Origin of the sequence: Catenuloplanes niger, from assembly GCF_031458255.1 — a bacterium.
Classification (GTDB): Bacteria; Actinomycetota; Actinomycetes; order Mycobacteriales; family Micromonosporaceae; genus Catenuloplanes; species Catenuloplanes niger.
Genome location: NZ_JAVDYC010000001.1, coordinates 7,347,255 through 7,374,084, shown reverse-complemented (window position 1 = coordinate 7,374,084; position 26,830 = coordinate 7,347,255). Strand labels below are relative to the sequence as shown.

General features: G+C 73.4%; 26 protein-coding genes. 17 read left to right on the top strand and 9 right to left on the bottom strand.

Translation table 11 applies throughout. From position 1 onward, the window contains the following. Nucleotides 1-36: 36 nt before the first annotated feature. On the bottom strand, nt 37-1,410 hold the full coding sequence (locus J2S44_RS32220; protein WP_310421524.1) for a serine hydrolase domain-containing protein: 1,374 nt from the start codon (nt 1,408-1,410) through the stop codon (nt 37-39). A gap of 116 nt (nt 1,411-1,526) precedes the next feature. Here J2S44_RS32220 and J2S44_RS32215 point away from each other — a divergent pair, with 116 nt between their 5' ends. The 7 genes from J2S44_RS32215 to serA all read left to right on the top strand — a co-directional run bounded on the left by J2S44_RS32215 (nt 1,527) and on the right by serA (nt 7,272). Next, nucleotides 1,527-2,567 carry an LLM class flavin-dependent oxidoreductase gene (locus tag J2S44_RS32215; protein ID WP_310421522.1) on the top strand — a complete coding sequence of 347 codons (1,041 nt, stop codon included), beginning with the start codon at nt 1,527-1,529 and terminating at the stop codon, nt 2,565-2,567. Nucleotides 2,568-2,590: 23 nt separating this feature from the next. Then, complete coding sequence (locus tag J2S44_RS32210; RefSeq protein ID WP_310421520.1) at nt 2,591-3,031, top strand: hypothetical protein; 441 nt, start codon at nt 2,591-2,593, stop codon at nt 3,029-3,031. Then, complete coding sequence (locus tag J2S44_RS32205; RefSeq protein WP_310421519.1) at nt 3,028-4,290, top strand: hypothetical protein; 1,263 nt, start codon at nt 3,028-3,030, stop codon at nt 4,288-4,290. The genes J2S44_RS32210 and J2S44_RS32205 overlap by 4 nt, the downstream gene beginning before the upstream one ends. 39 nt (nt 4,291-4,329) lie before the next feature. Then, nucleotides 4,330-4,572 (top strand): hypothetical protein, encoded by a 243-nt coding sequence (locus tag J2S44_RS32200; RefSeq protein WP_310421517.1) that lies wholly within the window; start codon nt 4,330-4,332, stop codon nt 4,570-4,572. A 45-nt stretch (nt 4,573-4,617) separates the two neighbouring features. Then, nucleotides 4,618-5,133, top strand: a complete 516-nt coding sequence (locus J2S44_RS32195; RefSeq protein WP_310421516.1) for an RNA polymerase sigma factor — start codon at nt 4,618-4,620, stop codon at nt 5,131-5,133. After that, on the top strand, nt 5,130-5,579 hold the full coding sequence (locus J2S44_RS32190) for a hypothetical protein (protein WP_310421514.1): 450 nt from the start codon (nt 5,130-5,132) through the stop codon (nt 5,577-5,579). Before J2S44_RS32195 ends, J2S44_RS32190 begins: the two co-directional genes overlap by 4 nt. 478 nt (nt 5,580-6,057) lie before the next feature. Then, the gene (gene serA / locus J2S44_RS32185) at nt 6,058-7,272 is read left to right on the top strand and encodes a phosphoglycerate dehydrogenase (RefSeq protein ID WP_310421512.1); all 1,215 of its coding nucleotides are present in this window, start codon (nt 6,058-6,060) and stop codon (nt 7,270-7,272) included. A gap of 94 nt (nt 7,273-7,366) precedes the next feature. On the opposite strand, the gene J2S44_RS32180 is transcribed toward serA, so the two are convergent. From J2S44_RS32180 to J2S44_RS32155, 6 genes are all read right to left on the bottom strand, one after another. Next, nucleotides 7,367-7,975: a heme oxygenase-like domain-containing protein gene (locus J2S44_RS32180; protein ID WP_310421510.1), complete on the bottom strand. Its 609-nt coding sequence runs from the start codon at nt 7,973-7,975 to the stop codon at nt 7,367-7,369. Nucleotides 7,976-8,437: 462 nt separating this feature from the next. Further along, entirely contained in the window at nt 8,438-9,634 is a 1,197-nt protein-coding gene (locus tag J2S44_RS32175; RefSeq protein ID WP_310421508.1) for an RNA polymerase sigma factor, read from the bottom strand. Continuing rightward, nucleotides 9,631-10,056: a YciI family protein gene (locus tag J2S44_RS32170; protein ID WP_310421506.1), complete on the bottom strand. Its 426-nt coding sequence runs from the start codon at nt 10,054-10,056 to the stop codon at nt 9,631-9,633. Before J2S44_RS32170 ends, J2S44_RS32175 begins: the two co-directional genes overlap by 4 nt. Before the next feature lie 278 nt (nt 10,057-10,334). Beyond that, on the bottom strand, nt 10,335-11,987 hold the full coding sequence (locus tag J2S44_RS32165) for a beta-1,3-glucanase family protein (RefSeq protein ID WP_310421504.1): 1,653 nt from the start codon (nt 11,985-11,987) through the stop codon (nt 10,335-10,337). 150 nt (nt 11,988-12,137) lie between these two features. Further along, entirely contained in the window at nt 12,138-14,342 is a 2,205-nt protein-coding gene (locus J2S44_RS32160) for a putative bifunctional diguanylate cyclase/phosphodiesterase (protein ID WP_310421502.1), read from the bottom strand. A gap of 376 nt (nt 14,343-14,718) precedes the next feature. Beyond that, nucleotides 14,719-15,858, bottom strand: a complete 1,140-nt coding sequence (locus J2S44_RS32155; RefSeq protein WP_310421500.1) for an ROK family protein — start codon at nt 15,856-15,858, stop codon at nt 14,719-14,721. A gap of 76 nt (nt 15,859-15,934) precedes the next feature. On the opposite strand from J2S44_RS32155, the gene J2S44_RS32150 reads away from it, so the two are divergent. The 8 genes from J2S44_RS32150 to J2S44_RS32115 all read left to right on the top strand — a co-directional run bounded on the left by J2S44_RS32150 (nt 15,935) and on the right by J2S44_RS32115 (nt 23,684). Further along, nucleotides 15,935-17,869 carry a DUF2264 domain-containing protein gene (locus tag J2S44_RS32150; RefSeq protein WP_310421499.1) on the top strand — a complete coding sequence of 645 codons (1,935 nt, stop codon included), beginning with the start codon at nt 15,935-15,937 and terminating at the stop codon, nt 17,867-17,869. 19 nt (nt 17,870-17,888) lie between these two features. Then, entirely contained in the window at nt 17,889-19,313 is a 1,425-nt protein-coding gene (locus J2S44_RS32145; protein ID WP_310421496.1) for an RICIN domain-containing protein, read from the top strand. A 78-nt stretch (nt 19,314-19,391) separates the two neighbouring features. Continuing rightward, a complete protein-coding gene (locus J2S44_RS32140; RefSeq protein ID WP_310421494.1) occupies nt 19,392-19,802 on the top strand; it encodes a DUF2752 domain-containing protein in 411 nt (136 codons plus the stop codon). A gap of 18 nt (nt 19,803-19,820) precedes the next feature. After that, nucleotides 19,821-20,561: an RDD family protein gene (locus tag J2S44_RS32135; protein ID WP_310421491.1), complete on the top strand. Its 741-nt coding sequence runs from the start codon at nt 19,821-19,823 to the stop codon at nt 20,559-20,561. 128 nt (nt 20,562-20,689) lie between these two features. After that, a complete protein-coding gene (locus J2S44_RS32130; protein ID WP_310421489.1) occupies nt 20,690-21,022 on the top strand; it encodes a YciI family protein in 333 nt (110 codons plus the stop codon). A gap of 58 nt (nt 21,023-21,080) precedes the next feature. Continuing rightward, nucleotides 21,081-22,283, top strand: a complete 1,203-nt coding sequence (locus tag J2S44_RS32125; RefSeq protein ID WP_310421487.1) for an RNA polymerase sigma factor — start codon at nt 21,081-21,083, stop codon at nt 22,281-22,283. A gap of 22 nt (nt 22,284-22,305) precedes the next feature. After that, on the top strand, nt 22,306-22,671 hold the full coding sequence (locus J2S44_RS32120) for a BlaI/MecI/CopY family transcriptional regulator (protein WP_310421485.1): 366 nt from the start codon (nt 22,306-22,308) through the stop codon (nt 22,669-22,671). Then, on the top strand, nt 22,668-23,684 hold the full coding sequence (locus J2S44_RS32115; RefSeq protein WP_310421483.1) for a M56 family metallopeptidase: 1,017 nt from the start codon (nt 22,668-22,670) through the stop codon (nt 23,682-23,684). Before J2S44_RS32120 ends, J2S44_RS32115 begins: the two co-directional genes overlap by 4 nt. Nucleotides 23,685-23,721: 37 nt before the next feature. Here J2S44_RS32115 and J2S44_RS32110 read toward each other — a convergent pair whose 3' ends face one another. Both J2S44_RS32110 and J2S44_RS32105 read right to left on the bottom strand, forming a co-directional pair. Then, nucleotides 23,722-24,510, bottom strand: coding sequence for a GAF domain-containing protein (locus J2S44_RS32110; protein ID WP_310421481.1), 789 nt, complete (start codon nt 24,508-24,510; stop codon nt 23,722-23,724). A gap of 73 nt (nt 24,511-24,583) precedes the next feature. Further along, nucleotides 24,584-25,141, bottom strand: coding sequence for a CGNR zinc finger domain-containing protein (locus J2S44_RS32105; RefSeq protein ID WP_310421479.1), 558 nt, complete (start codon nt 25,139-25,141; stop codon nt 24,584-24,586). A gap of 87 nt (nt 25,142-25,228) precedes the next feature. Between J2S44_RS32105 and J2S44_RS32100 the strand changes: the two genes are divergently transcribed. Together J2S44_RS32100 and J2S44_RS32095 are read left to right on the top strand one after the other, a co-directional pair. Next, nucleotides 25,229-25,696, top strand: a complete 468-nt coding sequence (locus J2S44_RS32100; RefSeq protein WP_310421477.1) for a DinB family protein — start codon at nt 25,229-25,231, stop codon at nt 25,694-25,696. Next, nucleotides 25,693-26,829: a MalY/PatB family protein gene (locus J2S44_RS32095; RefSeq protein ID WP_310421476.1), complete on the top strand. Its 1,137-nt coding sequence runs from the start codon at nt 25,693-25,695 to the stop codon at nt 26,827-26,829. The genes J2S44_RS32100 and J2S44_RS32095 overlap by 4 nt, the downstream gene beginning before the upstream one ends. Nucleotide 26,830: the final 1 nt, after the last annotated feature.

Genomic DNA, 26,830 nt, shown 5'->3' with positions numbered 1-26,830 from the left:
TGTGCGGGTGGGGCTCGGGAGGAAGGGGCGGGAGGGTCAGTGGTGGTGGGGGGTGCGTCTGGTGGCGCGGCCGCCGTGGAGGAAGAGGGCGTGGCCGTGGCCGTCGTCGCCGATGAAGGCGTAGACGGGGTGGGCGGTGGCGGGGTGGGTGCGGACGATCATGGTGTCGCCGGTGAGGCGGACGAGTTCCTGGGGTGGGGCGGGTGGGCCGAGTTCGGTGAAGATGCCCTTGGGGGCGTCGTGGAGCCAGAGGCGGCCGGCCGGGTCCTGGGTGACCGTGAGGTCGGCGACGCGGGAGGAGTAGGTGCCGAGGTAGCGGGTGGCGTCGGACGGGGCGGTGGGGGCGGGGGTGGGGGTGGGGACCTGGGCGGGTGGGGGGAGGGTGATGCCGGTCAGTTCCTCGATCAGTGGGGGGACCACGGCGTGGTAGAGCGAGGCGGCGTCGCCGCCGTTGGTGAGGAGGGCGACGGCGACGTCGCGGTCGGGGATGACGCGGAGGAACGCGGCCTGGCCTATGGTGCCGCCGTCGTGGCCGATGACCGTGCCGGTGTCGTTCATGATTTCCCAGCCGAGGCCCCAGCCGCTGCCGGGCAGGCCGGGGGCGGGGCGGTCGGCGGCGCGCTGCTGCATGGCCTTGACGCCGTCCGGGGAGAGCAGGCCGTCGCCGCCGGACATGTGCATGCGGGCGAAGGTGAGCAGGTCGCCGGCGCTCATCGCGAGCATGCTGCCGGCCGGTGCGTTGGAGCGCGGCAGCGACCAGACGGTGGCGGGGGCGAGCGGGGCGCCGCGGGACGGGGCGATGTGGCCGACGGCGGTGCGGTGCAGGATCGCCTCGTACGGGTCGGTGGCGAGTTCGGTGATGCCGAGCGGGGTGGCGATCGACTCGCGCAGGCAGACGTCGAACGGGCGGCCGCGCAGCACCTCGACGATCCGGCCGAGCACGGCGAAACCGGCGTTGTTGTAGGACAGCATGGTGCCGGGCGGGAAGAGCTGCGGGGTGTCGCCGAGCGTGTCGACGAACCGGGCCACGCAGTCGTCGCCGCGGCCGGTGTCGGTGAACAGGTCGCCCTCGAAACCGCCGGTGTGGCAGAGCAGGTGGCGGATCGTCACGGTCGCGGCGGCCTCGTCGGAGCCGAGCCGGAACGACGGCAGGTAGGTGCGGACCGGGGCGTCCAGTTCGAGCAGGCCCTCGCCGGCCAGCTGCATGACGAGCGTGGTGGTCCACACCTTGGTGATCGAACCGACCTGGAAGAGCGAGTCGGTGGTGGCCTCGACGCCGGTCCGCGTGTTGAGCACGCCGTGCGCGAGCGCGAACCGTTCACCGCCCGTGGACACCGCCAGCACCGCGCCGGGCACGGTGAACCGGGCGAGCAACGCGGGCAGTGATGATCTGATCACATCGAGAGACATGAACACCACCCTAAAACCGTTGCCGCGGTACGGAATCCGGCGCGCGAGATTCGTACCGGTGCATGCGTTTGATCTGGATTTGCAGGTGCCGGGAATCGAACGGTTGACTGGGCCGCGTGAACGAGGAGCAGAGCGTGGAATTCGGGCTGGACACCTTCGGCGACGTGACGGCCGGCCCGGACGGGAAGCGGTTGCCGTACGCGCAGGTCATCCGGGACGTGGTGGAGCAGGCCGTGCTGGCCGAGCGGGTGGGGGTGGACGCGTTCGGCGTCGGTGAGCACCACCGGGACGACTTCGCGGTGTCCGCGCCGGAGATCGTGCTGGCCGCGATCGCCGCGCGCACCTCGACGATCAAGCTGGGTACGGCCGTGACCGTGCTCAGCTCCGACGACCCGGTGCGCGTGTTCGAGCGGTTCGCCACGCTGGACGCGGTGTCGAACGGGCGCGCGGAGATCACCCTGGGGCGCGGCTCGTTCACCGAGTCGTTCCCGCTGTTCGGGTTCGAGCTGCGCGACTACGAGAAGCTGTTCTCGGAAAAGCTGGACCTGATGGCCCACCTGCTCGACGAGGGCCCGGTGACCTGGTCCGGGACGGTCCGGGCCGCGCTGGACAAGCAGGAGGTCTACCCGAAGACGGAGTCCGGGCGGATCAGCACGTGGATCGGTGTCGGCGGCAGCCCGGAGTCGGTGGTGCGCGCCGCGTCGTACAAACTGCCGCTGGTGCTGGCGATCATCGGCGGTGAGCCGGCCCGGTTCGCGCCGTACGTCGAGCTGTACCACCGGGCACTGAGCGAGCTGGGCGCGCCGACGCTGCCGGTCGCGGTGCACGCGCCCGGGTTCGTCGCGGAGACCGACCAGGAGGCCGCGGACACGCTCTGGCCGCACCTGCGCGTGATCATGGACCGGATCGGCCGGGAGCGCGGCTGGCCGCCGATGACCCGCCGGCGCTTCGACTCGGACATCGCCGAGGGCGCGCTGCACGTCGGCTCGCCGGAGACGGTCGCCCAGAAGATCGCCCGGACCGTCACGGCGCTCGGCATCCAGCGGTTCGACCTGAAGTACTCCAACGGCACGCTGCCGCACGACGTGATGTGCCGCTCGATCGAGCTGTACGGCACGCGGGTCATCCCGCGGGTACGCGAACTGCTGGCGGATTGACGCACGCGGCTACCGTGATCCGCGTGCTGCACTGGACCCGGATCGCCTACGGCGCCGCCCTGGCCGTCGGAGCCGTCGTGCTGGTCACCGCCTACACGGCGGCGAACGTCCCACGGTGGCTCGCCTTCCTGGTCACGGCCGCCTACGTCGCACTGGTGGGCCTGGTGATCCAGCGGTTCCGGGACCGGGACGTCCGCACGGCGATGGCCGAGCCGGTCGACAGCCGGCAGCGCGCCCTGGCACCGTCGGCGCGGTTCGTCGTCGTGCTCCGCGGCTACGACCCGGGTCACGTGCACGCGCTGGTGGAACGGGTCGACCAGGCGCGCGGCTCGGACAGCCCGGTGTTCCGGGCGGCCGTGGCCGCGGAGGCGCGCGCCGCGGCGCTGCCGGTCGTGGCGCGCGGCTACGACCGGGGCGCGGTCGACGCCTGGCTGGCCGCGGCGGTGGCCGAGCTGGCACCGTGACCGTGGCCCGGCGCGTCCTCGCCGCGCTGCTCAGCCTGCTGGCGCTGGGCAGCGCGGTGCGGTTGGTCAGCCCGTCCGTTCCGGACCTTCCGGGGGTACGCCGCCAGCTCGCGTTCATCCGGGACGCGCTGGACGACGGCGCGGCCACGGACGCGCAGGCACTGTTCCCGGAGGGCTTCTACTTCCTCCACGTCCTCTACGGACTGACCTGGGTGTCGCTGGGGCAGCGCGGTATCGCCGTCCCGGAGGCGGTCGCGGAGGCGAGCTGGGCGCTGGAGCGGGTGGAGTCGCCGGCCGGGCGGGCGCCGTTCGACCCGGGACTGACGCCCGCGTACGGCGTGTTCTACGCCGGCTGGACGAACTGGTTGCGCGGCGGCCTGCTGACGGTGCGCGACGATCCGGGGCAGCGGGCCCGGTTCCTGGCCGACTCGGCCGCGCTCGCGGACGCGTTCGCCGCGTCCCCGTTCCTGGCGGCCTACCCGGGTCAGGCCTGGCCGTGCGACTCCACGGTGGCGATCGCGTCGCTCCGGCTGGCCGCCCGGTACGACCCGGCCCGGTTCGCGCCGGTCGTCGCCCGGTGGGTCGGGCAGGTCCGTGACCGGCTGGACCCGGCCACCGGCCTGCTGCCGCACACCGTCACCCCGGTCGTCACCGGTGCGCGCGGCACCTCGCAGGCGATCATCCAGCGGTTCCTGGTCGACGTGGACCCGGTGTTCGCGCGGGAGCAGTACGCACTGTTCCGCGCGCGGTTCCTGGACCGGCCGCTCGGGCTCGGCCCGGCCGTACGCGAGTATCCGCACGGCACGGACGGCCCCGCCGACGTCGACTCCGGGCCGCTGCCGCTCGGCATCAGCCTGTCCACCACCGTGGTCGCGCTCGGCGCGGCCCGGGTGCACGGCGACACGTCGCTGGCCGCCGGTTACGCGTCGTTCGGCGAGTTCGCCGGCCTGCCGGTCGACACCACCGGCACCAAGCGGTACGCATTCGGCCTGATGCCGATCGGCGACGCGTTCCTGGCCTGGTCGAAAACCGCGCGGCCGTGGACGGTGCCGGTCCCCGACCCGCCTCCGCCGGTGCTCTCCCCGTGGTGGCGGGTGCCGCTGCTGGCGATCCTGCTGGTGGTGGGGCTGGGGCCGTGGCTGCCCGGCATCGTGCGGCGGGTACGGGCCCGGCGGGCTCTCGCACCGGGCCGAGACGCGGGCGACACCACAACCGTCACACCGGCCACGGAGACTGCGCGGACACGCCCTCCGCCGTAGAGTGAATCTCTGGTTCCGACCGATCGGGAGACCTCTCACGTGAGCACCACCGACGAGTTCCACTACCCCGTCTCCGGCGTGCCCGCCGTCGAGACGGACCATCCCGGGCGCACGATCGCGCCGGACAACGTCACCGTGGTCTTCGACGACGGTGAGTTCCGGCAGCTGTCGATCAGCGGCCAGTGCGTCGAGGCACCGCGGGTCCGGGTGACCCGCCGCTACAGGAAGGCCAAGCGCGTCCCCGAGTGGGCCCAGCAGTACCTGTCGCCGGACGCCGCGTGAACCTGGTTGCCTCCTTCCCCGACTGAACCGGGAAAGGAGGCAACAATGCACGATGAACTGCTGGTCGTCCGCGCCCAGCTCGGCGAGCGCGACGCGTTCGCCGACCTGGTCCGGGCCTGGCACGATCCGGTCCACACGTTCGCCCGCCGCATGATCGGGCCCCGGGACGCGGACGACGTGGCCCAGGAGGTGTGGCTCGCCGTCGTTCGCGGCCTGCCCCGGCTCCGCGAACCCGCCCGCTTCGCCCCGTGGCTGTTCCGCATCGCCCGCCGCTCCGTCACCGACCGCCTGCGCGCGGAGTACGCACAGCCGGTCGCGGAGGCGGCCGCCGCCGAGCCCGACGTCGGCGACCTGGTCGCCGACCGCGCCACGATCGCCGCCGGGCTGGCCGGCGTCCCGGTCCGCGAACGCGAGCTGCTGATCCTCTTCTACCTCCAGGACCTCTCCCTGGAGACCTGCGCCGAGATCTGCGACATCCCGGTCGGCACGGTCAAGTCACGCCTCTCCCGCGGCCGCCGCCTGCTCCGCGACGCGCTCACCCCGAAGGGACCCCAGCGATGAACGCCGACGACCTGATCCGCACGCTGACCCCGCGGCTGTCGCCGGTCCGCCGAATCGCCGCGGTCCTGGCCGGCCTCGGCGGCCTCACCGTCGCGACCGTGGTCGCGTCCCTGTGGCTCACCGAGCCCGCGCTCCCCGCCGACACCCGGGCCGCCTTCGCCGGCATCGTCGTGATCGGCCTGGCCTGGGCGGGTTACGCCGTCTGGCTGCTCACCCGCCGGCACCCGCTGTTCGCCCGCGACCGGGTGATCGCCGCCTGGCTCTCCCTGACCGCGTGCACGATCCTGGCCGTCTTCGTCGTCGCGGTCTCCGTCGCGCGGGATCAGGCCCGGCCCGCGGCGCTGGTGCTGTCGGTCACGCTGCTGGCCGTCGCCGCGGTCAACCTGGTCCGCGCGCGTGGACAGCGCGCAGCACTGCTTCGCCGGAAGCGGGAACTGGGCGGCTGATCGCCGCACGCCGTCGGTCGGGCCGGCCTCGGACCGGAAGAAGAAGATCGTCTCGTCGTGTGTGTCGAGCGCCACGTGCGGGCGGCGTCCGCGGGCGAGACGCCGACCGCGATCACGGCGTGCGAGTCGTCCGCGGCGAGCCGGTGCGGCAGGCCCTGCCGGAACGAGCCGCTGTCGACCGGCCCGTCGTAGGAGACGGCGTACCGCGCGGCCGGGTCCCGCCCGGTGTCACCGATCCGGGTGACCGGCGGCCCGGCGGCCGCCGAGACCGGCGCCTGCGACAGCGGGAGCAACACCGCCGAAAGCGGAACCGACCTGCGCATACCCCATCAACATCAATCGGCATCCATGGATATCGCAGGAGTCGTCCGTCACGCAATGTGGGACCCGTGCCGCCGGTCACGGTAACCCGCATGCGGACCTCGCTAAGGTGGGAGCGACCGCACCAAGCAGCAGGGAAATTGAGGAATCAACCCGCATGATCGACGACGGTAAGGCGCGAGTCCTTCTCCTGGAGAACATCCACCCCGACGCGGTGGCCCGGTTCGAGTCCGAGGGCTATGTCGTCGAGTCTGTCTCCTCCGCGCTCGACGAGGATGAGCTGATCTCGCGGATCGAGGGCGTCTCGCTGCTCGGCATCCGGTCCAAGACCAAGGTGACCGCGCGGGTCATCGAGGCGGCGAAGGACCTGGCCGCGATCGGCGCGTTCTGCATCGGCACGGACCAGATCGACCAGGTCGCGGCGTCCGAGGCCGGCGTCGCGGTGTTCAACGCGCCGTTCTCCAACACCCGCAGCGTGGTCGAGCTGGCGCTCGCCGAGATCATCGCGCTGACCCGCCGGCTGACCGAGAAGAACAACGGCATGCACGCCGGCGTCTGGGACAAGGCGGCCGACGGCAGCCACGAGGTGCGCGGCCGGCGGCTGGGCATCGTCGGGTACGGCAACATCGGCACCCAGCTGTCCGTGCTGGCCGAGGCGCTGGGCATGCGGGTCTACTTCTACGACAGCGCGGACAAGCTGTCGCTGGGCAACGCGCGCCGGTGCAGCACGCTCAACGAGCTGCTGGACGTGGCGGACATCGTCACCATCCACGTGGACGGCCGGCCGGGCAACAGCGGCTTCTTCGGCGACGAGCAGTTCGCCCGGATGAAGCCGGGCAGCATCTTCCTGAACCTGTCCCGCGGCCTGGTCATCGACCACGACGCGCTGCGCCGGCACCTGGAGAGCGGCCACATCGCGGGCGCGGCCGTGGACGTGTTCCCGGTCGAGCCGAAGGGCCGGGGCGACGAGTTCCAGTCCGGGCTGCGCGGCCTGCCGAACGTGATCCTGACCCCGCACATCGGCGGCTCGACCGAGGAGGCGCAGGCCGACATCGGCGCGTTCGTCTCCAACAAGCTGGCCACGTTCCTGACCGAGGGCAACACCACGCTCAGCGTGAACCTGCCGTCCGTCGCGCTGCCGCCGCACGGCGAGGGTCACCGCCTGGTCTACCTGCACCGGAACACGCCGGGCGTGCTCGCGCAGGTCAACAGCGTGCTCGCGGAGCACTCGGTGAACGTCGAGGGTCAGCTGCTGGCCACCAAGGGCGAGTACGGCTACCTGCTCACCGACATCGGCATCGACTTCACGCCGGAGCTGATCAACCAGCTCGCCGCGCTGCCGCAGACCGTCCGGCTGCGCGTCATCGCCTGACCGCCACGATCCACCGGGGACCGAGGCGCCGCCCGGCGACGCCTCGGTCCCCCACCGCACACGCCGGGCGCATGACGAGAGCCGTGCTGCCCGGTCAGTAGTCGGCGAGGGTGTGCCAGAACGTGGTCTCGAACTCGTGCAGCAGCCGCCCGTACCGGCGGGCGGTGGTGAGCGGCCGGCCGGTGACGGCGCGCAGTGCCTGTGCCTCCAGCTCCGGGGCGGGTGTCGCGAAGAAGTCCAGGAACGCGCACGCCTCGTCGGCGAAGCCGTAGTTCGCGCGCAGGCCGGCGGCGAGTGCCCGGCAGTACTCGCCCCAGGCCGCGAAGTTCGCCACCAGCGCGAGCCCGGCCTCGGCCGGGTCCGCGTTCAGCGCCAGCCAGGCGACGTAGGCGGCGTAGCCCTGGCAGCCGGCCTGCGGCCGGTAACCGCGCAGGTCCACGCCGGTCGCGGCGGCGAGCCGCCCGGCCAGCGGTAGCACCAGGTCCTCGCCCCGGGCCAGGCTGACGAAGAACTCCGGGTCGTCCGCGCGGCTGGCCAGGATCAGGAAGCTGCGCCGGTCGCTGGGGATGATGAGCTGTTCCTCGGCGGCGAGCGCGGCCACGGCCGTCAGCGGCGCGCGGCCCGCCGCGACCGCGTCGACCAGCGGGTTCGGCCCGGGCGCGGCGGCGGCCCGGATCTCGGCGAGCAGATGTTCCGCATCCATGCCCGGCATGCTGACATCCCGTGGGCCGCCGCACCGTCCCGGACGACAAGAGCCGTCCGGCGGCCGCTCGGAGCCGCCGCCCGTGGACGTGCGGCGGCTTCGCCGGCCCTGCCACGTCACGCGCCGCGCAGAGCGCGTCCGCCTCGCCCTGCCGAGATCCCATCGTCCGATGGTGACCCGGGCCGCCGGCAACTCCGGCACCGGTCCGGCGCGGTCATGAGCCGCGCCGCCGGCGGTAGGCCTCTATCTGTCCGTGCAGGTCGTTGATCCGGGCGCTGAGGCGCTCGATCTCGCCCGCGCGCTCCGCGACCCGGCGCCGCAGGGCGGCGAGGTCGTCGTCATCCGCGGGCGGTTCGGCACCGGTCGGCTGGATGGCTCCCCGTCTCGGTCCGTGACCATGGTCGCCACCTCGATGGTCGCACGTGTGAGGGTGAACACCCGGTTACCCAACGGCACCACCTTTCACTCGCCGGTCAGCCGCCGGGCACGTTCCCGCAGGTAGTCGCGTTCCGGCAGGCTGGCGGTGCGGGTCGCGGCCTCGAGGTACGCGTCCCGGGCGCCGCGCACGTCACCGGCCTTCTCCAGCAGGTGCGCGCGGGCCGCGTACCAGCGGTGGGACGCGGGCGGCACGTCGTCGAGCAGCGCGAGCCCGGCGGCCGGCCCCCGGGCCATCGCGGCCGCGACCGCGTGGTTGAGCCGGACGACCGGGGACGCGTCGACGCGCAGCAGCAGACCGTAGAGCGCCTCGATCTGCGGCCAGTCCGTGTCCGCCGCGGTCGGCGCCTCGTCGTGCACCGCCGCGATCGCGGCCTGCAGCTGGTACGGGCCGGTCGGCCCGGCGGGCAGCGCGGCCGTGATCAGCGCGATGCCCTCCTCGATCGCGGCCGCGTCCCAGAGCGTGCGGTCCTGCGCGTCCATCGGGATCAGCGCGCCGTCCGGTGCGGTCCGGGCCGCGCGCCGGGCGTGGGTGAGCAGCATCAGCGCGAGCAGCCCGGTCACCTCGCTGTCCGCGGGCAGCAGGCGGTGCACGAGCCGGGTGAGCCGGATCGCCTCGGCGGCCAGCTCGACGCGTTGCAGCGCCGGGCCGGCCGTGCTCGCGTACCCCTCGTTGAAGATCAGGTACAGCACCCGGAGGACGACCGCGAGCCGGCCGTCCCAGTCGGCGCGCGACGGCAGCCGGAACGCGGCGCCGCTGTCCCGGATCGCGGTCTTCGCGCGCGTGATCCGGCGGCCGATCGTGGCCTCCGGCACCAGCAGCGCGCGGGCCACCTCGGCCGTGCTCAGCCCGCCGACCGCCTTCAGCGTCAGGGACAGCTGCGCCGGTACGGACAGCGCCGGGTGACAGCAGAGGAACAGCAGCACCAGCGAGTCGTCCGAGTCCGGGACCTGCGGTGCCTCCCGGCGCAGTGCCACGGTCCACTCGCGACGGTGCCGCGCCGAGTCCGCCCGCAGCAGGTCGGTCAGCCGCCGCGCCGCCACCGTGATCAGCCAGGCGCGGGGGTCGTCCGGCCGGCCCCGGCGCGGCCAGTCCGCGACCGCCGCGAGCAGCGCCTCCTGCACAGCGTCCTCGGCGGTGTCGAAGTGGCCGTACCGGCGGACCACCGCGCCGAGGACCTGCGGCGCCAGTTCACGCAGCAGGTCCCCGAGCGGGACGGTCACGGCTCGAGCAGCTCGGCGCGCTCGTCCATCAGCGGGCGGACGTCCGCGTACGCCCCGGCCCGGATGTGCGCCGGCGCCGGCGTGTCGTTGAGCATGGCGGCGATCTCGGTGGCCCGGTCGATGCCGTCCACGTCGACGATCCAGTAGCCGGCGAGGACCTCCTGGGTCTCCGCGTACGGCCCGTCCGTGACGACCGGCAGCCCGGTCGCCAGGTTCGGCGCGACCCGGCGGGTGAGCACCGGCGCGGCGAGCGCGCGCGTCTCGACCAGCTCGCCGGACTCGGCCAGCCGCTGGTTGAACGCGGTCATGAACTCGCCCATCGCGGCCATCTCCTCCGGTGTCCAGGCGGGCCGCCCGGTGTCCCGGCCACCCATCTCGTCGTAGTCGAGCTGCGCGGCGTAGCTGAGGATCATGTACTTCATCGCGGATCTCCTCCGGTGCGTCGGTGTGCCGGTTGCAGCGGAGACGTCGGAGCCACCCGCCGGAACCGGACACCACCCGGAGGAGAATTATCGCCGCCGGCCCGGCGAAGAGCGGCGGCACCCGGCCCGCCGATCCTGACCGATCGACGATGCCGGGTGCCGCCATCAACCCCGCCCCACCCGCTCCCGCCACCCCGGAGGGATCGGCCACTGCCCACAGTTGTGGCATGGGGACCGGCCGCCGCCCACTGCGGCCGGGTCCCGGCGGATGCGGGTGATCAGCGGGCGAACTGAAGCCAGTCGACGTTCACGAAGTCGGCCGGCTGGCCGCTGGCGAACGTCAGGAAGACCGTGTGGGTGCCGGTGACGCCGGCGCCGCCGAGCGCGCCGGCGATCGAGCGCCAGGACTGCCAGCCGCCGGTGCCGCCGACCGCGATCGTGCCCACCGGCGCGGCGGAGCGCGCGTCGAGGCGCACCTCGATCAGGCCGGAGACGCCGGCCGGCGCGCCGGACGCGGCCCGGACCGTGAACTGCCGGACCGGGTCGTTGCCGAACGCCACGTTGTCGAAGCGCAGCCAGTCGCCGTTCGCGACGTACGCCACGGAGCTGCCCTCGACCTGCGTGCCGGCCTGCGCGTCCGCGGTCTCGGCCTGCAGCGCGGAGAACGCGCTCCGGGTGCCGGCCGCCGGGACGGACGCGGTCGCGGTGGCCGTGGCGGTGGCGACCGCGGAGGCGGCGGCGGACGGCCCGGGGTTCGGGTTCGAGGTCCCGAACGGCTCGATCGTCACCTCCCACGCCCGCGGCGCGGTGTCCTGGATGTAGGACGCGAAGTCCACCACGTCGTCGAACGCGAACCCGTACGCCTTACCGTCCACCGTCTGCTCGTGGATGATCCGCGAGTAGTGGTTGCTGATCGGGGCGCGGTAGAACGTGGACGGGTCGGTGCTCGGCTGGTTCGGCTGGCTGATCAGCGTGGACCGGTTGAAGCCGGCGCCGAGGATGGCCGCGACCGGGCCGGTGATGCCGTCGTTCGGGGCGGCCAGCGCACCGTCGCAGAAGAGCACGTCCTTCGTGGTCGGCTTTGCGAACGCCTTGACGCCCTTGTCGAACGTGAACAGCCCGCCGGTGACGCGGCCGGTGAACGTACCCGCGTTGGTGGTGGCTCTGAGGTCCGTGGTGGCGTACTTGGCCCACACCTCGTCGATCGCGGAGTCGAAGTACGACGCGGAGAACAGGCCGGCGCCGATGCCGTGACCGGGCGCGATCACCCGCAGGTTGTCGCCGACGACCAGGCGCCGGAAGTCCGGCAGCGCCCGTGCCGCCGCGAAGATCGCGTCCCGCCCGCCCGGCTTGAGCACGCCGGTGACCTGCTCCTTCGACCCGGTCAGCTTGATCCCGAGCGGGATGCTGAACATGTCGACCATGGTCGAGTTGCAGAACATGCCGGCGTCGCTGTGGGTGAACTCGACGCAGTCGTGCAGCACCTGGTAGCTGGGGTCGTTGGCCACCCAGCCGGCCGGGTACTGCAGCGCGGAGTTGCCGGCGCCGTCCGTGACGACCTTGAACTTCAGTTTGTCCTTGATCGCGAAGTAGACGCGGCCGGACATCTTCGGCAGGTTGATCGTGGTGGTGCCGGTCGCGTTCAGGCGCACGGCCAGGTCGGCGAATCCGTCCGCACCGTTGTCCGACGGCGAGCAGGGCGTGAAGACGCCGCTCTGCTTGACGTAGCCCTGGCGGCCGGTGGCCAGCTCGGTGCCCACGATGTAGACGAAGATCTCGCCGTTGCCGAACGTCCCGGACGAGTTGACGATCGTCATCGGCAGACCGTCGGCGGCGAACGCCCGCGAGTTGATGGCCGTGGCCACGAGCGGGGCGCCGACCGCCACCGCGCCGATCGCCGCGAGGCCGAGGAACTTTCTCCGGGACGCCATGTGCAAACCGCCTCTTACCACACAAGTCGCCAATTTTCCGGCGACTCAGCTGAATTGGACGTAAGCGAGTCTGTCCAACCGCACAATGGCAGGTCAACGGGTCTGCGCCCTAAGTAACCCTAAATCTGAGAGCGTTCTCTCGGACCGTGATCAAGAGACTGCCGAGCGCTCCCGGCTGCCCCACGTGTCGGCGAACGCGCGCGCGTCCACCGCCCTCCCCCACAGCCAGCCCTGGCAGAGCCGCACGCCGAGCCGGCCGAGCACGTCGCGCTGCGCCGTGGTCTCCACGCCCTCGGCCACCACGGCCAGCCCGAGCGCGGTGCTCATCGCGACCACCGCGCGGACGATCTCCTCGTCCGAGTTGCTGGCGCCGAGCCCGGAGACGAACGAACGGTCGATCTTCACGCTGGTCACCGGGTGGCGCCGCAGGTAGCCGAGCGACGAGAAGCCGGTGCCGAAGTCGTCCACCGAGATGGAGACGCCGAGCGCGCGCAGGTCACGCAGCGCGCCCTCGCTGATGTCGCCGCCCTCCACCATCACCGACTCGGTGATCTCCAGGGCCACGCACCGCGCCGGTACGCCGTGGGTGTGTAACGCCTCCGCCACCATCCCGGTGAAGCCCGGCTCGGTGAGCTGGCGCGGCGACACGTTGATCGACATCCAGAAGTCGTCGCCGACCACGCCCGCGGCCCGCCACGCGGCCAGCTGCCGCACGGCGTCGCGCAGCACGAACGCGCCGATGCCGGTGATCAGCCGGGACTCCTCCGCGACCGGGATGAACACGTTCGGCCCGATCGGGCCCTTCTCCGGGTGCTCCCACCGGACCAGCGCCTCCGCGCCGCGCGGCCGCCCGGTCTCCAGGTCGACGATCGGCTGGTAGAACACCTGCAGCTCGTCGCCGGCCAGCGCGGCGCGCAGCGCGCTCTCGATCTCCAGCCGCTCCTGCACGGCCTCGCGCATGGACGCGTCGAACACGGTCCACTTCCCGCGGCCGGCCGCCTTGGTCCGGTACATCGCGGTGTCCGCGTCCCGCATCAGCGAGTCCGCGGTGTCGTCCGGCCGGGTCGCGGCCACGATCCCCATCGAGGCGGTGATCACCACCTCGGCCGGCCCGACCCGGGTCGGTGGCTCCACGCATTCCACGATCTGTTGCGCCTGCTCCAGCGCCTCCGCCTCGGTGCCGCGCCGGACCACCACGAACTCGTCCCCGCCGATCCGCGCGATCGAGGCCTCCGGCGGCAGCGTGTCCCGCAGCCGCTGGCCGATCGACCGGATCAGCCGGTCACCGGCCGGGTGACCCCACGAGTCGTTGACGAACTTGAAGCCGTCCAGGTCGAGGAAGAACACCCAGACCGCGCCGCGCCCGGCCGGGTCCGCGAGCAGCTCCTCCAGGATCTGGGTGAGCCGCCGCCGGTTCGGCAGCCCGGTCAGCTCGTCGTGCGTGGCCTGGTACTCGAACCGGGCCTGCGCCACCGCGTTCGCCTGCACCGCGCTGATCGCCCGCAGGATCAGCAGCAGCACGATCACCGCGCCGCCCACGCCGACGATCCAGCGCTCCACGGCGGTGCCCGGCGCGCCCGCGACGGTCAGCACGAACGGCGCCGCCACCGCCGGGATGATCACCGCGAGCCGGGCGAGCGACCACGGCTGCACCGGCAGCGGCACGGTCCGGACCAGCTCACGCGCGGTCGGGTGCAGCGCGGACGCGCCGCCCAGCGTGAACGCCAGCAGGAACGGCACGTCCAGCACCGGCGACGTGTAGAACTCGCCCTGGTTGCCGATGATCGCGTAGGCCAGGTCCCCGATGAAGATCAGCACCATCATGCCGAGCAGCAGCCGGAACGAGGCCTGCCGCGCGGCCGTGCTGAACGCCAGCATCACCACCAGCAGCACCAGGATCGCGTCGAACGTCGGGTAGAGCCCGGCCAGCGCGGAGATCACCACCGGCCGGCCCGGGATGGACATCGCCGGAATCGCGAAGAGCAGCGTGAACACGGTGGTCGCGCCGACGCAGACGATCAGGCCGTCGATCACCGAGTGCCGGTCGATCGCCCGCCGCCCGTACGCGAAGTCGGCCAGCGCCGCGATCATCAGCACGTATCCCGGCACGGTGAACGCCTCCGCCGACAGCGCCGCACCGTACGGCACCACGATCGGCCGCAGGATCGCCCCGGTCAGCATGAACGCGCCGGCGACGCCGAGCGTGTGCCAGGCGCGAGCCGGCCGGATGTCGTGCATGGACGGGCTGGCGAAGCAGGCCGCGATCGCGCCCGCACCGATCAGCGCGAAGTCCACCAGCGGGGCGATGCCGGCCACGTACAGCCCGGTGGCCACCGCGCCGACGAGCGCGAACATCCACCACAACCGGTTACGCCACCGGTCGCCGCCGTCCGCTCCCGCTCGTCCGCTCAGCCGTCCCACCCCTGAAGGTCGATGAACACCCTTCCGATCGGCAGGCCGGCGCGTTTCATTCGGCTTTCCGCACAGACCCGCACCCGGCCGACCTACCGCGGATCTTCATCGATCCACCGAGGTAGCGTAGATCCTCTTGCCCGCGCACGGGACCCGAAAACCTCAGCACCCCCACAAAGATCAAAGGCTCCGGGCCCCTCTTCCCACTTCCGGCGTGGCCGCGTCCCGAGTGCTCCCGCGGGCACCGGTCGGCCGCGGGCGGCCTCCCTGCCGGCCGGGTGGCCGGTCACCGAACACCCCGACCCGCCACCGGCGGGCGTCAGACCGTCACGGAGGTGAGGTGGCGGGCGATGGCGACGGTGGCGGCGCCGCGGGCCCACTGCGCGAACGGGAGCGGGCGGACCTCGACCGTGGCCCGGGCGGCGGCACCGAACGCGTGGGTGTCGATGGCGGCGCGGATGTGCGGGTCGAGGAGCGCGAAACCGTCCAGGTGGTCGGCGGAGAAGACCACCAGCTCGGGGCCGAGCAGGTTGATCACCCCGCCGACCGCCTGCCCGATGGCCCGGCCCGCCTCGGCGAATGCCTCGCCGACCCGCGGGTCGCCGAGACGGGCCAGCTCGATGGCGCGACCCAGCGTGATCGCGGGGATGCCGGTGATCTCGGCGACGCGCCGCAGCAGCGCGGGCTCGGACGCGATCGCCTCGAGGCAGCCGCGCGCGCCGCAGTAGCACTTGGGGCCACGCCGGTCGACCGGCACGTGGCCCAGCTCGCCCGCGACCCCGTGCGCCCCGGTCAGCACCCGGCCGTCGACGGCCAGGCCGCTGGTGACGCCGGAGCCGACCGCGACCAGCAGGAACGACCGGGCGTCCGCGCCCGCGCCGAACCAGTTCTCCGCCTCGGTGAGCGCGCGGATGTCGTTGTCCGCGACCGTGGGCAGGCCGGTCTCGGCGGTGCACAGCGCGGCGAGCGGCACGTCGTGCCAGCCGAGGAACGGCTCGTAGCGGGCCAGCCCGGTGGTCCGGTCGACGTCACCGGCGACCGAGACGCCGAGCCCGCGCACCGGCCGCGCCGCACCGCCGCGCAGCTCCGTGACCAGGCGGGCGATCGCGCGGACCACGTCGGGTGGCGTGCGGGCGTCGCCGAGCGGCGCGTGCGCGGTGACCCGGACGACCGCACGCAGGTCGGTGACCACGCCGATCAGCTCGCCGGGCGTGACCTTGACCCCGGCGAAGAACTCACGGTCGGCATGCACGTCGAGCGTCGCCGCCGGCCGGCCGATCCGCCCCGGCCCGCCGCCCGCGGTCGTCTCGGTGAGATAGCCGGCGTCGATCAGCGCCCGGGTCAGTTTCGCGATCGTCGGCTGGGACAGGCCGGTCCGTGCCTCCAGGTCGGCGCGGCGCAGCGGGCCGGCCGCGAGCACCGACCGGACGATCACAGTGATCGATGACCGGCGATCCATAGACGGGCACGCTAATCAATGGACTTTCATTCGTCAAGCATTGAAGTGTTTCGGACGTGAGAACTAAGGTGCGGTCGTGGACCTCCCCGCGGAAGACCGGACCCGCTCGCCGTACACCGGCTGGACACGCGCGCACTGGGAGGCGATGGCCGACCACCTGCTGGAGTCCGTCGTCCCGTTCGCGGTGCCCGGTTTCGCCCAGTTCCGGCTGCCCGGCCGGACCAGCTGGGCCGGCGTCGAGTCGGACGGCTTCGAGGGGTTCGCCCGCACGTTCCTGCTGGCCGGCGCGCGCATCGCCGGCGAACGGGGACAGACCCCCAGAGCCCGGACCCTGATCGAGCGGTACGCCGAGGGCCTGGCCGCCGGGACGGATCCGCGCCACCGGTACGCCTGGCCGCCGATCGAGGACTACTCGCAGCCGATCGTGGAGGCGGCGTCCGTCGCGCTGATGCTGGCCGAGACCCGCCCCTGGCTGTGGGACCGGCTCGGCCACGACACCCAGCGGTCGGTGCACCGCTGGCTGGAGCAGATCGTCGGCAAGCGCCCGTGGCCGTGCAACTGGCTGCTGTTCCAGGTGATCGTCGAGCAGTTCCTGGCGGACACCGGCGGCCGCTTCCGGCAGAAGGAGATCGACGGCGGCCTGGACGCGATCGAGGACTGGTACCGGGGCGGCGGCTGGTACTCGGACGGCGCCGGCCAGCACTACGACCACTACACCGGCTGGGCCATGCACCTCTACCCGCTGCTCTGGGCCCGCATGCCGGGCGCGGCCGGCAGCGACCGGGTGGCGCGCTACCGGGAGCGGCTGCACGCGTTCCTCGACGACTTCCGGCTGATGTTCGGCGCCGACGGCGCACCGATGCACCAGGGCCGGTCGCTGACCTACCGGTACGCGGCCGCGGCCGCGCTCTGGACCGGCGCGCTCGCGGACGCCACACCGCTGCCGCCCGGCGAGACACGGCGGCTCGCGTCCGGCACGCTGCGCTACTTCGCGGACCGCGGCGCGCCGGACGAGGCCGGGCTGCTGCGGCTCGGGTACCACGGCCAGTTCCTACCGATCACGCAGCCGTACTCCGGTCCGGCCTCGCCGTACTGGGCGGCCAAGGGTTTCGTGGGGTTGCTGTTGCCGGCGGACCATCCGGTGTGGACCGCGACCGAGGAGCCGGCCGCGGTCGAACGCGGCGACTTCACCCGGACGCTGCCGGCGCCGGGCTGGCTGCTGCACGGCACCCGGGCGGACGGCGTGGTGCGGCTCTACAACCACGGCAGCGACCACATCAAGGTGCCGGCCGAGCTGGGCGACGACCCGGAGCGGGACGACCCGCACTACGCCAAGATCGGGTACAGCACGCACACCGCGCCGGAGACCGAGGCGCGCGCGTGGGAGGCGGACGTGGACGGCCACACCGGGCTGGTGCCGCCGGGCGGCGGCGCGGTGACCCGGCGGCGGCGCATCCACCGGATCGGGTGCGCGGACCGGTTCGCCGCGTCGTACTACACGGACGGCGACGTGCGGGTGGAGACCGCGAGCGTGCTGCACCGGGACGCGGGCGAGCTGCGGATCGAGCGGATCACCGGGCCGGCCGGGTGGATGCCGCGGACCGGCGGGTTCGCGATCGCGGGCGCGGAGACCCCCGCGGGACGCGCGCACGAACGCACCGCCGAGGTCACCGGCCCGGACGGGCCGACCAGCCGGGTGGTGGGGCTGCTGGGCTGGTCGGCCGCGGGCGTGCAGCGGATGTCCGGGGCGAACGCGTTCGGGAACCGGTCGGCCACTCCCTACCTGACCGCGGCGCCGCTCGCCGGGACCGCGTACTTCGCCGCCCTGGTCACGCTCTCCACCGGCCGGCCCGGCGCCGACGTGCGGGTCACCCACGACGGGGACGAGGTGGTGGCGGTCTTCGCGGACGGGGAGGAGATCCGCGTGCGCCTCGGCGACGCCCCCCGATACTCCCGCCGTCCGCCACCGGGCGGCGGGCCGTCCATCACCTGGGATCCGACCGTCCCATGACGCCCACTTGGAGGTCGGCGTGTCCGCCCGTACCCGTACCCTCGCTGCTCTCGCGGTTCTCGCCGCGTCGGCGGCGCTCCTCGCTCCCGTCGCTCCCGCCTCGGCCGCCCCCGTCACGGTCACCAACGCGGTGCAGTTCCGCGACACCGCCGGCAACCCCGTGCACGCGCACGGCGGCGGCATCCTCAAGCACGGCTCCTACTACTACTGGTTCGGCGAGAACCGGAACGCGAACAACACGTTCCGGGCCGTCTCGGTCTACCGCTCCACGGATCTGCGCACCTGGGAGTTCCGCAACGACGTGCTGACCCAGTCGTCGGCCGCGGAGCTGCAGGTCGCGAACATCGAACGACCCAAGGTGATCTACAACGCGAGCACCGGCCAGTTCGTGATGTGGATGCACAAGGAGAACGGCGTCGACTACGGCGAGGCGCGCGCGGCCGTCGCGGTCTCCGCCACGGTCGACGGCGACTACACCTACCGCGGCAGCTTCCGGCCGCTCGGCCAGCACATGTCCCGGGACATCACCGCGTTCGTGGACACCGACGGCACCGGCTACATGATCTCGGCGGCGAACGAGAACTACGACCTGCACGTCTACCGGCTGACCGCGGACTACACGAACACGGCCGCGCTGGTGCGTTCCTGGCCGGGCGACCACCGCGAGGCACCGGCGCTGTTCAAGCGCAACGGCGTCTACTTCATGCTCACCTCCGGCGCCACCGGCTGGAACCCGAACCAGGCCAGGTACTCCACGGCCACCTCCATCACGGGTACGTGGAGCGCCTGGCAGAACGTGGGCGACAGCGTGACGTTCGGGTCGCAGAGCACGTTCGTGCTGCCGGTCGGCAACGCGTTCCTGTACCTGGGCGACCGCTGGGGCAACTCGATCGGCGGCACGGTCAACGACTCGCAGTACGTGTGGCTGCCGGTCTCGTTCCCGTCCTCGACCACGATGAGCCTGTCCTACTACCCGGAGCTGTCGATCGACGCGGCCGCCGGCACCGTGTCCGGGCTCACGTCCGGTTACGTCACCCTCGCCGCACGGCACTCCGGCAGGTGCGTGGACGTGGTGAACGGCAGTTCGGCGAACAACGCGGAGGCCGTGCAGTACGCCTGCGGCACCGGGCACAACCAGCAGTTCTTCCTCAAGCCGCTGGGCAACGGGTACGTGCAGCTCCAGGCCCGGCACAGCGCGCGCTGCCTGGACGTCACGTCCGGCAACACCGCGGACGGCGCCCGGGTCATCCAGTACGCGTGCGGGCTCGGCACGAATCAGCAGTGGCAGGTGCAGGACGCCGGCTCCGGCTATGTGCGGCTGGTGGCCCGGCACAGCGGCCGCTGCCTCGATGTGATCAGTGCCTCGACCTCGGACGGCGCGAGACTTGCGCAGTACGGCTGTAATGGTGGGGCCAACCAGCAGTGGCTGTGGCGGACACCCTGACCTCACCAGGTGTATGGGGTGGCCGATGCAGTGATCGTTGTCCTACTATCAGTCGCCCCTTCCACCTGAGCAGGACGGATGAACGTGAAAGCGCGGTATGTCTCGGTACCGGAACGGCTCGGCCTCGTCGGCCTCGCCGCCGGCGTCGCGGCGGCCGGGTGGCCCATGTTCACCTCCGCGACCGGGTTGGGTGCGCCGTGCCCGCTCTACACGGTGACCGGCGTGCCCTGCCCGTTCTGCGGTCTGACGACCGCCTCCGTCGCGCTGGTCCACGGTGACGTGGCCGGCGCGGCCGCCGCCAACCCGGGCGTTCTGGCCCTGGCGGCGCTCGCGATCTCCGTGGTGCCGTTGCTGGCACTGCGGGCCGCAGGGATCATGGCGGCGCCGCGGCCCATCGGGGGCGCCGCGCGACGGTGGCTGGGGGCGAGTGCCGCTCTCCTCGCCGTGGCGAGCTGGGTGTTCCAACTGAACCGGCTCGTTCTGAGCTGATCCTTCAAGGAGCTTCACGTGACATACCCGCCGAACCAGGGCCAGCCGTACGGGCAGCAGCCCAACTACGGCCAGGGCCAGCAGCCGGGCTACGGGCAGCAGCCGCCGTCGTACGGGCAGCAGCCGCAGCAGCCGTCGTACGGTCAGCCGCAGCAGCCGTCCTACGGGCAGCAGCCGCAGTCGTACGGGCAGCCGCAGCAGCCGTCCTACGGGCAGCAGCCGCAGTCGTACGGGCAGCCGCAGTCGCCGGCGTACGGTCAGCCCGCGTACGGCACCCCGCAGGGCGGTGGCGGCTACGGCGGCGGTTACGGCGCGCCGCAGGAGTACGCGAGCTGGTTCCACCGGGTCGGCGCCACGCTGGTCGACGGCCTGGTCGTCGCGCCGTTCTCGATCCTGGCCGTGATCCTCGGCGGCTCGTTCTCCACCCAGGTCGACCCGACCACCGGCGTTGCGACCCCGACCACGCCCAACGCGCTGTACTTCATCTTCCTCGCGCTCGGCGGTCTGCTCGGCATCTACAACCAGATCTGGCTGCAGGGCAAGACCGGTCAGAGCTGGGGCAAGAAGGCGCTCGGCATCAAGCTGATCAGCGAGAACGACGGCCAGCCGATCGGCCCGCTGCTCGTCTTCGTCCGCGGCATCGTGCACATCCTGGACAGCTTCCCGTGCTACATCGGTTACCTGTGGCCGATCTGGGACGACAAGAACCAGACCTTCGCTGACAAGATCATGAAGACGGTCGTCGTCTCGGCGCGCTGATCTTCCCGATGGGGCCGCCCTCCGGGGCGGCCCCATCTTTTTTCCGGCTTTTTCCGGGCCGCGTGTCGATCGGGGCCCCGCTCGTTCGTGTAGGTGGTGGAAGCACCCACGAACCGTCGGAGGACGACATGCCGAAGTACCTGCTCAGCATCGAACAGCCGGACGGTCCCGCGCCGGAGCCGGAGATCCTCGAACCGATCATGCGGGAGGTCGGCGCGATCCGGGACGCCATGCGCGAGGCCGGCATCTGGGTCTTCGGCGGCGGCCTCACCGCGCCGGAGTCCGCGACCGTCGTGCGCGACACGATGATCACCGACGGGCCGTACGTCGAGGGCAAGGAACACCTCGGCGGGATCACCGTCATCGACGTGCCGGACCTGGACACCGCGCTGCACTGGACCAAGCGCCTGGCCTCGGTCATGGGCCTGCCGATCGAGGTGCGCGCGTTCCACTGGTCGTGACCCCGGCCACGCCGGCACCGGCAGGAATCTCCCAGGCGGGGATGGCAGGGTCGGCCCGGTGAGGGCGAGCGAACTCGACGCGATCTACCGGGCGGAGTACGGGCGGGCCGTCTCCGTGCTCACCCGCGCCTACGGCGATCTGGACCTGGCCGAGGACGTGGTGCAGGACGCGTTCGCGGCGGCGGCACGGCGCTGGACCACGCACGGGCCGCCGCCCAGCCCGGCCGGCTGGATCATCACGGCCGCGCGGAACCGGGCCGTCGACCGGCTGCGGCGCGAGGCGGTCGGCCGGGACAAGCTGGCGCTGCTGGCCTCGTCCGAGCCGGCCCCGTCCGGCGCGCCGTCACCCGGCGACGACTACGGCGACGACCGGCTCCGGCTGATCTTCACCTGCTGCCACCCGGCGCTGCTCCTGCCGGCCCGGGTGGCACTCACGCTGCGGCTGCTCGGCGGGCTGGGCACCGGCGAGATCGCCCGCGCGTTCCTGGTGCCGGAGCCGACCATGGCGCAGCGCCTGGTGCGGGCGAAGGCGAAGATCAGGGACGCGCGCATCCCGTACCGGATCCCGGCCGGCGACGAGCTGCCGGAACGGCTGGCGGCGGTGCTCGCGGCGATCTACCTGATCTTCAACGAGGGGCACACCGCCACCGCCGGGGACGCGCTCACCCGGGACGACCTCGCGGCCGAGGCGATCCGGCTCGGCCGGCTGCTGGTGCACCTGATGCCGGACGAGCCGGAGGCGACCGGGCTGCTCGCGCTGATGCTGCTCGCCGAGGCCCGCCGGCCCGCGCGCGTCGACGCGGACGGCGACCTCGTGCTGCTCGCCGACCAGGACCGGGCACTCTGGGACGCCGCGCTGGTCGCCGAGGGCCACGACCTGGTGCGGGCCTGCCTGCGCGCCGGGCGGCCGGGGCCGTACCAGATCCAGGCCGCGATCAACGCGGTGCACACCGCGGCCGAGACGGACTGGGCGCAGGTGGTGACGCTCTACGACCAGCTGCTGGTCGTCGCGCCCGGCCCGGTCGCGGAGCTGAACCGCGCGATCGCGGTCGCCGAGGTGCACGGCCCCGCGGCCGCGCTCGCGCTGGTCGACGCGTTGCCGCTGCACGACTACCAGCCGTTCCACGCGGCCCGGGCCGACCTGCTGCGCCGTCTCGGGCGCGCGGCGGAGGCGGTCGCGGCCTACGACGAGGCGATCGCGCGCACGGGGAACGGCCCGGCCCGGGCCTTCCTGCACCGGCGGCGCGCGGCGCTACAGTGACGGAAACCTGGGGAGGTGTGCGGTGAGCGGTGCGGGACGACGGGCACCGGGTGCGCTGGAGGCGGAGGTGATGGCCGCGCTCTGGGCGGCCGACCGTGCGCTGACACCGTCCGAGGTGCAGGCCGCGCTGGGCGGCACGCTGGCGTACAACACGGTGCTCACCATCCTGGGCCGGCTCCAGGACAAGGGCCGGCTGATGCGGCGGCCGGAAGGGCGCGGGCACGTCTACTGGCCCGTCAAGGACGAGGCCGCGTTCGCCGCCGAGGCGATGCGCGCCACGCTGGCCGGCCGGCCGGACCGGGAACGGGTGTTGCAGCAGTTCGCGGCCACGCTCGACGACGCGGACGCGGCGGCGCTGCGCGCGTTCCTGGAGGCGGGCCGCCCGTGACCGTGTGGGTCTACGTCCCGATCGTGCTGTCCGCCGCACTCGCGCTGCTGGCCCGGCCGATCGCGGCCGGATCCGCCCCCGCCGCCGCGGCCCGCGCGCTGGCCCGTGCCGCGCTGATCGCGGCCGTGACCTCGACCGCGTCGCTGATCCTGCTGGTCGCCACGCTGCTCGACCGCCTGCCGCCGCCGCTGGTCGCCCGCAACGAGCCCGGGCGTCCCCGGCTCCCCGAACCGGTCCCGGACGTGGTCGCGATCACCGCGGTCGTGCTGCTGATGATCGCCCTGGTCCGCTACGGCGTGGACGTGCGCCGCCGGGACGCCGTCCACCGCGGCCTCCGCGCGGCCGGCCGTCCCGGCGACGACGGCGTGGTCGTCGCCGACTGGGCCGCCCCGTTCGCGGTCGCGATCCCCGGCCGGCCCGGCCACGTCCTGCTGACCACCGGCATGATCCGTCTGCTCACCGCGGACGAACGCCGCGTCGTCCTCGCCCACGAACGCGCGCACCTGGCCCGCCGGCACCACCGGCTGATCGCCATGGCCTCCACCGCGGCCGCCCTCAACCCGATCCTGCTGCCGGCCCGCGACGCCGTCTCCTACCTGGTCGAGCGCTGGGCCGACGAGGAGGCCGCGACCGAGGTGGGCGACCGCCACCTCACGGCCCGCAGCGTCGCCAAGGCCGCGCTCGCCACGCTCGACCGTCCCGTCGCTGCCGCGGTCCCGGCCACCGGGCCGCGCCACGACCGCACGGCCGGCGCGGCGGGCGACGCGGCCGCGCACGCGCTCGCCGGGCCGGGCGGGGCACGCGGACCGCAGACGCCGGGGGTGGCCGGCATGCACGGGTCGCGGCCCGGTCACGCGCTGGGCCGGGTCCGGGCGATGACCGATCCGGCGGTGACGACGCGGCGCACCCGCGCGGGCCTGATCGCGCTGGGGCTGCTCAGCCTCGCCTTCGTGCTGACCGACGCGGTGGCCGCCACCGACTTCGTGGTCTTCGCGACCGCCTGGATGCCGTGAGCGGCCCCGCCCGGCGGCCGAGGGGAGCCGGCGGGGGTCAGCGGGCGCGGTAACCGGCCAGGCCGTTGAGTTCCTGACTGGCCAGGAAGACCGAGGAGGCGTGCGTGAGGACCTCCTCGACGTGCGCCGGGCAGCCCCAGGCGTGGTCGCCCCAGGTGTCCGCGACCTTGAGCTCGGCCGGCGCGGTGCAGCCACCGAGGCCGCCGAGCTGGCAGGACTGCGGGAGCAGGCCGGCGTCGCGCTGGGCGGCGCCGGCCGCGCGCATGCGGTTGACCAGCGCGGCGGAGGCGGTGGCGCGGGCATCCGCGTCGTGGCGCAGGGCCTGTTCCGCGCGGACCGCGAGCAGCGTGGCCAGGCGCAGTTCGAGGTGCTGGGCGACCAGGCCGGCCAGGTCGGTGAGCAGCGTGGTCTCGTCCTCGGTGACGTCGCGGGGCGCGGAGTCGATGACGTTGACCGTGCCGAGCCGGTGACCGTCGCGGGTGGTGATCGGCGCGGCGGCGTAGAAGCGCAGGCCGAGTTCGCCGCGGACCAGCGGGTGGTCCATCGTGCGCGGGTCGACCAGCGCGTCGTTCACCACGTACGGCCCGGCGCGCAGCACCGCGGACGCGCACAGACCCGGCTCGGTGCCGATCTGCGCGACGCCGGGGAGGCCCTCCGCGGCCGCGAACCAGACCCGGTCGGCGTCCACGATGGTCACGGTCGCGATCGGCACGCGGAACTGGCGTGCGGCGACCCGCGCGAATCCTTCGAACGTGCCGTCCCGGGGGGTGTCCAGGATCTCGTAGCGGTAGACGGCGGCCAACCGCGCGTCGATGGTGCCGGTCACGGGTGCTCCTCTCCCTCGCGCCTCATCCTGGCCGCGCGGCCGGCGGTCAGCGACGGACACGGGGTCCGTCGTGTCACGCGCCGCGGACCGCGGCCTTGCGGGCGCGGTAGCCCGCCGCCTTGACCCGGTTGCCGCACTCGCTCATGCCGCACCAGGTGCGGGTGCGGCCCCTCGACCGGTCGAGGAACAGCCGGGTGCAGTCCTGCCGCTCGCACTCCCGCAGGTGCGGCCCGCGGCCGGCGTGCAGGTCGGCGACCAGCGTGATCGCGGCGACGGCCACCTCGGCCCCGATGGCCGCGGCCGCGCCGGTGCGGCGGGCGTCCAGGCCGGCGAGGCTGACCAGGACGCGCGGGCCGGCCGCGGCCGCGTTGACCGCGGCCCGGTCGGCGGGCGGGATCGGCGTGCCCACCCGCACGGCTTCGACCAGGCGATAGACGCTCTCCCGGAGCGCGCGGAGCGCTTCCACGTCGGCCGGGGTCAGCGCCGGGGGGACCGTGACCAGCCCGGCCTCGACCGCCCAGCGCGCGGCGTCGTCGGGCGTGCGCAGCCCCTCGAGCGGCTCGGTGCGGCGCCACTTGAGCGTGCCGAGCAGGTCGAGCGCCAGGTTCCCGCCGATGAACACGAACTCCACGTCACCACCTTGACAGGTGACGCGTACCCGCGCAATGGTTCTTGCCGTCACCGGCTGAGGCGGTGACGCAGACGCCCGGAGGCCGGATTGATATCAACGGATGACTACCTCTACTTCGCCGGACGCGCGCTCGGCGGGATGTCCGCGATCGTGGCGGAGCTCGGCGACGAGCTGGCCAACACGACGCCGCCGCTGCCCGGTGCCAACTCGCCGTTCGCGCTGCTGACACACTGCGTGGGCGTGGCCGACTACTGGTCCGGCGCGCTCGTCGCGGGCCGGGCCGTCCCGCGCGACCGGGACGCCGAGTTCACCGCGACCGGTCCGGTCGCGCCGTTGCTGGCCGAGGTGCGCGCGCTGCGCGACCGGCTCGCCGCGGACGTCGCCGGCCTGACCGGTGACGCACCGCTGCGCGGCACTCCCCCGGCCGCCTACGCCGGGCCGCCGCGCACACTGACCCGCGGCGGCGCGCTGCTGCACGTGCTGGAGGAACTGGCCCAGCACCACGGCCAGATGGAGATCCTGCGCGACGCGCTGCGGAGCGGGGTCCGGTCGTGAGCGACTTCGCGGTGGACACCGCCCGGCTGCGGTCCGGGCACGGCGTCAAATGGGGCTCGCTGCCGCCCGGCACGCTCGGCGCCTGGGTCGCGGACATGGACTTCGCGCCCGCCCCGGTCATCCGCCGGCGCCTCGCCGAACTCACCGACCTCGGCTACCCGCACTGGCCGGACGGCGACCCGGTGATCGCCGCGTTCGAGGAGCGGATGGCGGCGCGGCACGGCTGGACGCCCGCGCCGGGCCGGACCCGGATCTTCTCCGACCTGATCCAGACGCTGCAGGTCGTGATCGAGCACGCGACCCGGCCCGGCGACCGGATCGCGATCCACGTGCCGAACTACCCGCCGTTCCTGGCCTCGATCACCCGGGCCGGCCGGCACGTCGTACCGCTCCCGGTCGTACCGCCGGATGATTTCGATCTCCTGGGGACGCTGCGCGGCTGCGCCATGCTGGTCGTGGTCAACCCGCACAACCCGACCGGCCACGTCTTCACCCGCGCGGAGCTGGACGCGCTCGCGACCGCCGCCGCGGAACTCGACCTGGTGGTCCTCGCGGACGAGATCCACGCCGACCTGGTCTACGCGCCGCACCGGCACCTGCCGTTCGCGTCGCTCTCCGCGGACGCCGCGGCCCGCACGATCACCGCGACGTCCGCCACCAAGGCCTTCAACATTGCGGGGGTACGCTGCGCGGTCGCCCACGTCGGGCACGCCGGCCTGTGGACGGCGCTGGCCGCGCTGCCGCTCGACTACCTCGGCCAGCCCGGCCTGCACGGGCGGGTCGCCACCGTCACGGCCTGGCGGGAGGCCGGCCCCTGGCTGGACGGGCTGATGGCGCTGCTCACCGAGAACCGCGACCGGGTCACCGAGTGGGCGGCGACGCTGCCGTGGGCGGCCGGCTACCGCGCGCCGGAGGCGACCTACCTCGCCTGGCTCGACTGCACCGGCTCACCACTCGGCCCGGACCCGGCCGGCGACCTGCTCCGGCACGCGGGCGTCACGGTGAGCGCGGGCGCGGAGTTCTCCCCGGCGACGGCCGGCTTCATCCGGATCAACTTCGCGACCGCGCCGGACGTCCTCACCGAGATCCTGTCCAGGATTTCTCGCCGGGCTGTCTACGCGGCGGCCGGCTGAC

What these genes read in the sequence shown, in the direction of transcription:
- J2S44_RS32220 (WP_310421524.1), bottom strand. Translation starts at nt 1,410, where the DNA reads ATGTCTCTCGATGTGATCAGATCATCACTGCCCGCGTTGCTCGCCCGG.
- J2S44_RS32195 (WP_310421516.1), top strand. Translation starts at nt 4,618, where the DNA reads ATGCACGATGAACTGCTGGTCGTCCGCGCCCAGCTCGGCGAGCGCGAC.
- J2S44_RS32190 (WP_310421514.1), top strand. Translation starts at nt 5,130, where the DNA reads ATGAACGCCGACGACCTGATCCGCACGCTGACCCCGCGGCTGTCGCCG.
- serA (WP_310421512.1), top strand. Translation starts at nt 6,058, where the DNA reads ATGATCGACGACGGTAAGGCGCGAGTCCTTCTCCTGGAGAACATCCAC.
- J2S44_RS32180 (WP_310421510.1), bottom strand. Translation starts at nt 7,975, where the DNA reads ATGGATGCGGAACATCTGCTCGCCGAGATCCGGGCCGCCGCCGCGCCC.
- J2S44_RS32170 (WP_310421506.1), bottom strand. Translation starts at nt 10,056, where the DNA reads ATGAAGTACATGATCCTCAGCTACGCCGCGCAGCTCGACTACGACGAG.
- J2S44_RS32165 (WP_310421504.1), bottom strand. Translation starts at nt 11,987, where the DNA reads ATGGCGTCCCGGAGAAAGTTCCTCGGCCTCGCGGCGATCGGCGCGGTG.
- J2S44_RS32160 (WP_310421502.1), bottom strand. Translation starts at nt 14,342, where the DNA reads ATGTTCGCGCTCGTCGGCGCGGTGGCCACCGGGCTGTACGTGGCCGGC.
- J2S44_RS32155 (WP_310421500.1), bottom strand. Translation starts at nt 15,858, where the DNA reads ATGGATCGCCGGTCATCGATCACTGTGATCGTCCGGTCGGTGCTCGCG.
- J2S44_RS32140 (WP_310421494.1), top strand. Translation starts at nt 19,392, where the DNA reads ATGAACGTGAAAGCGCGGTATGTCTCGGTACCGGAACGGCTCGGCCTC.
- J2S44_RS32130 (WP_310421489.1), top strand. Translation starts at nt 20,690, where the DNA reads ATGCCGAAGTACCTGCTCAGCATCGAACAGCCGGACGGTCCCGCGCCG.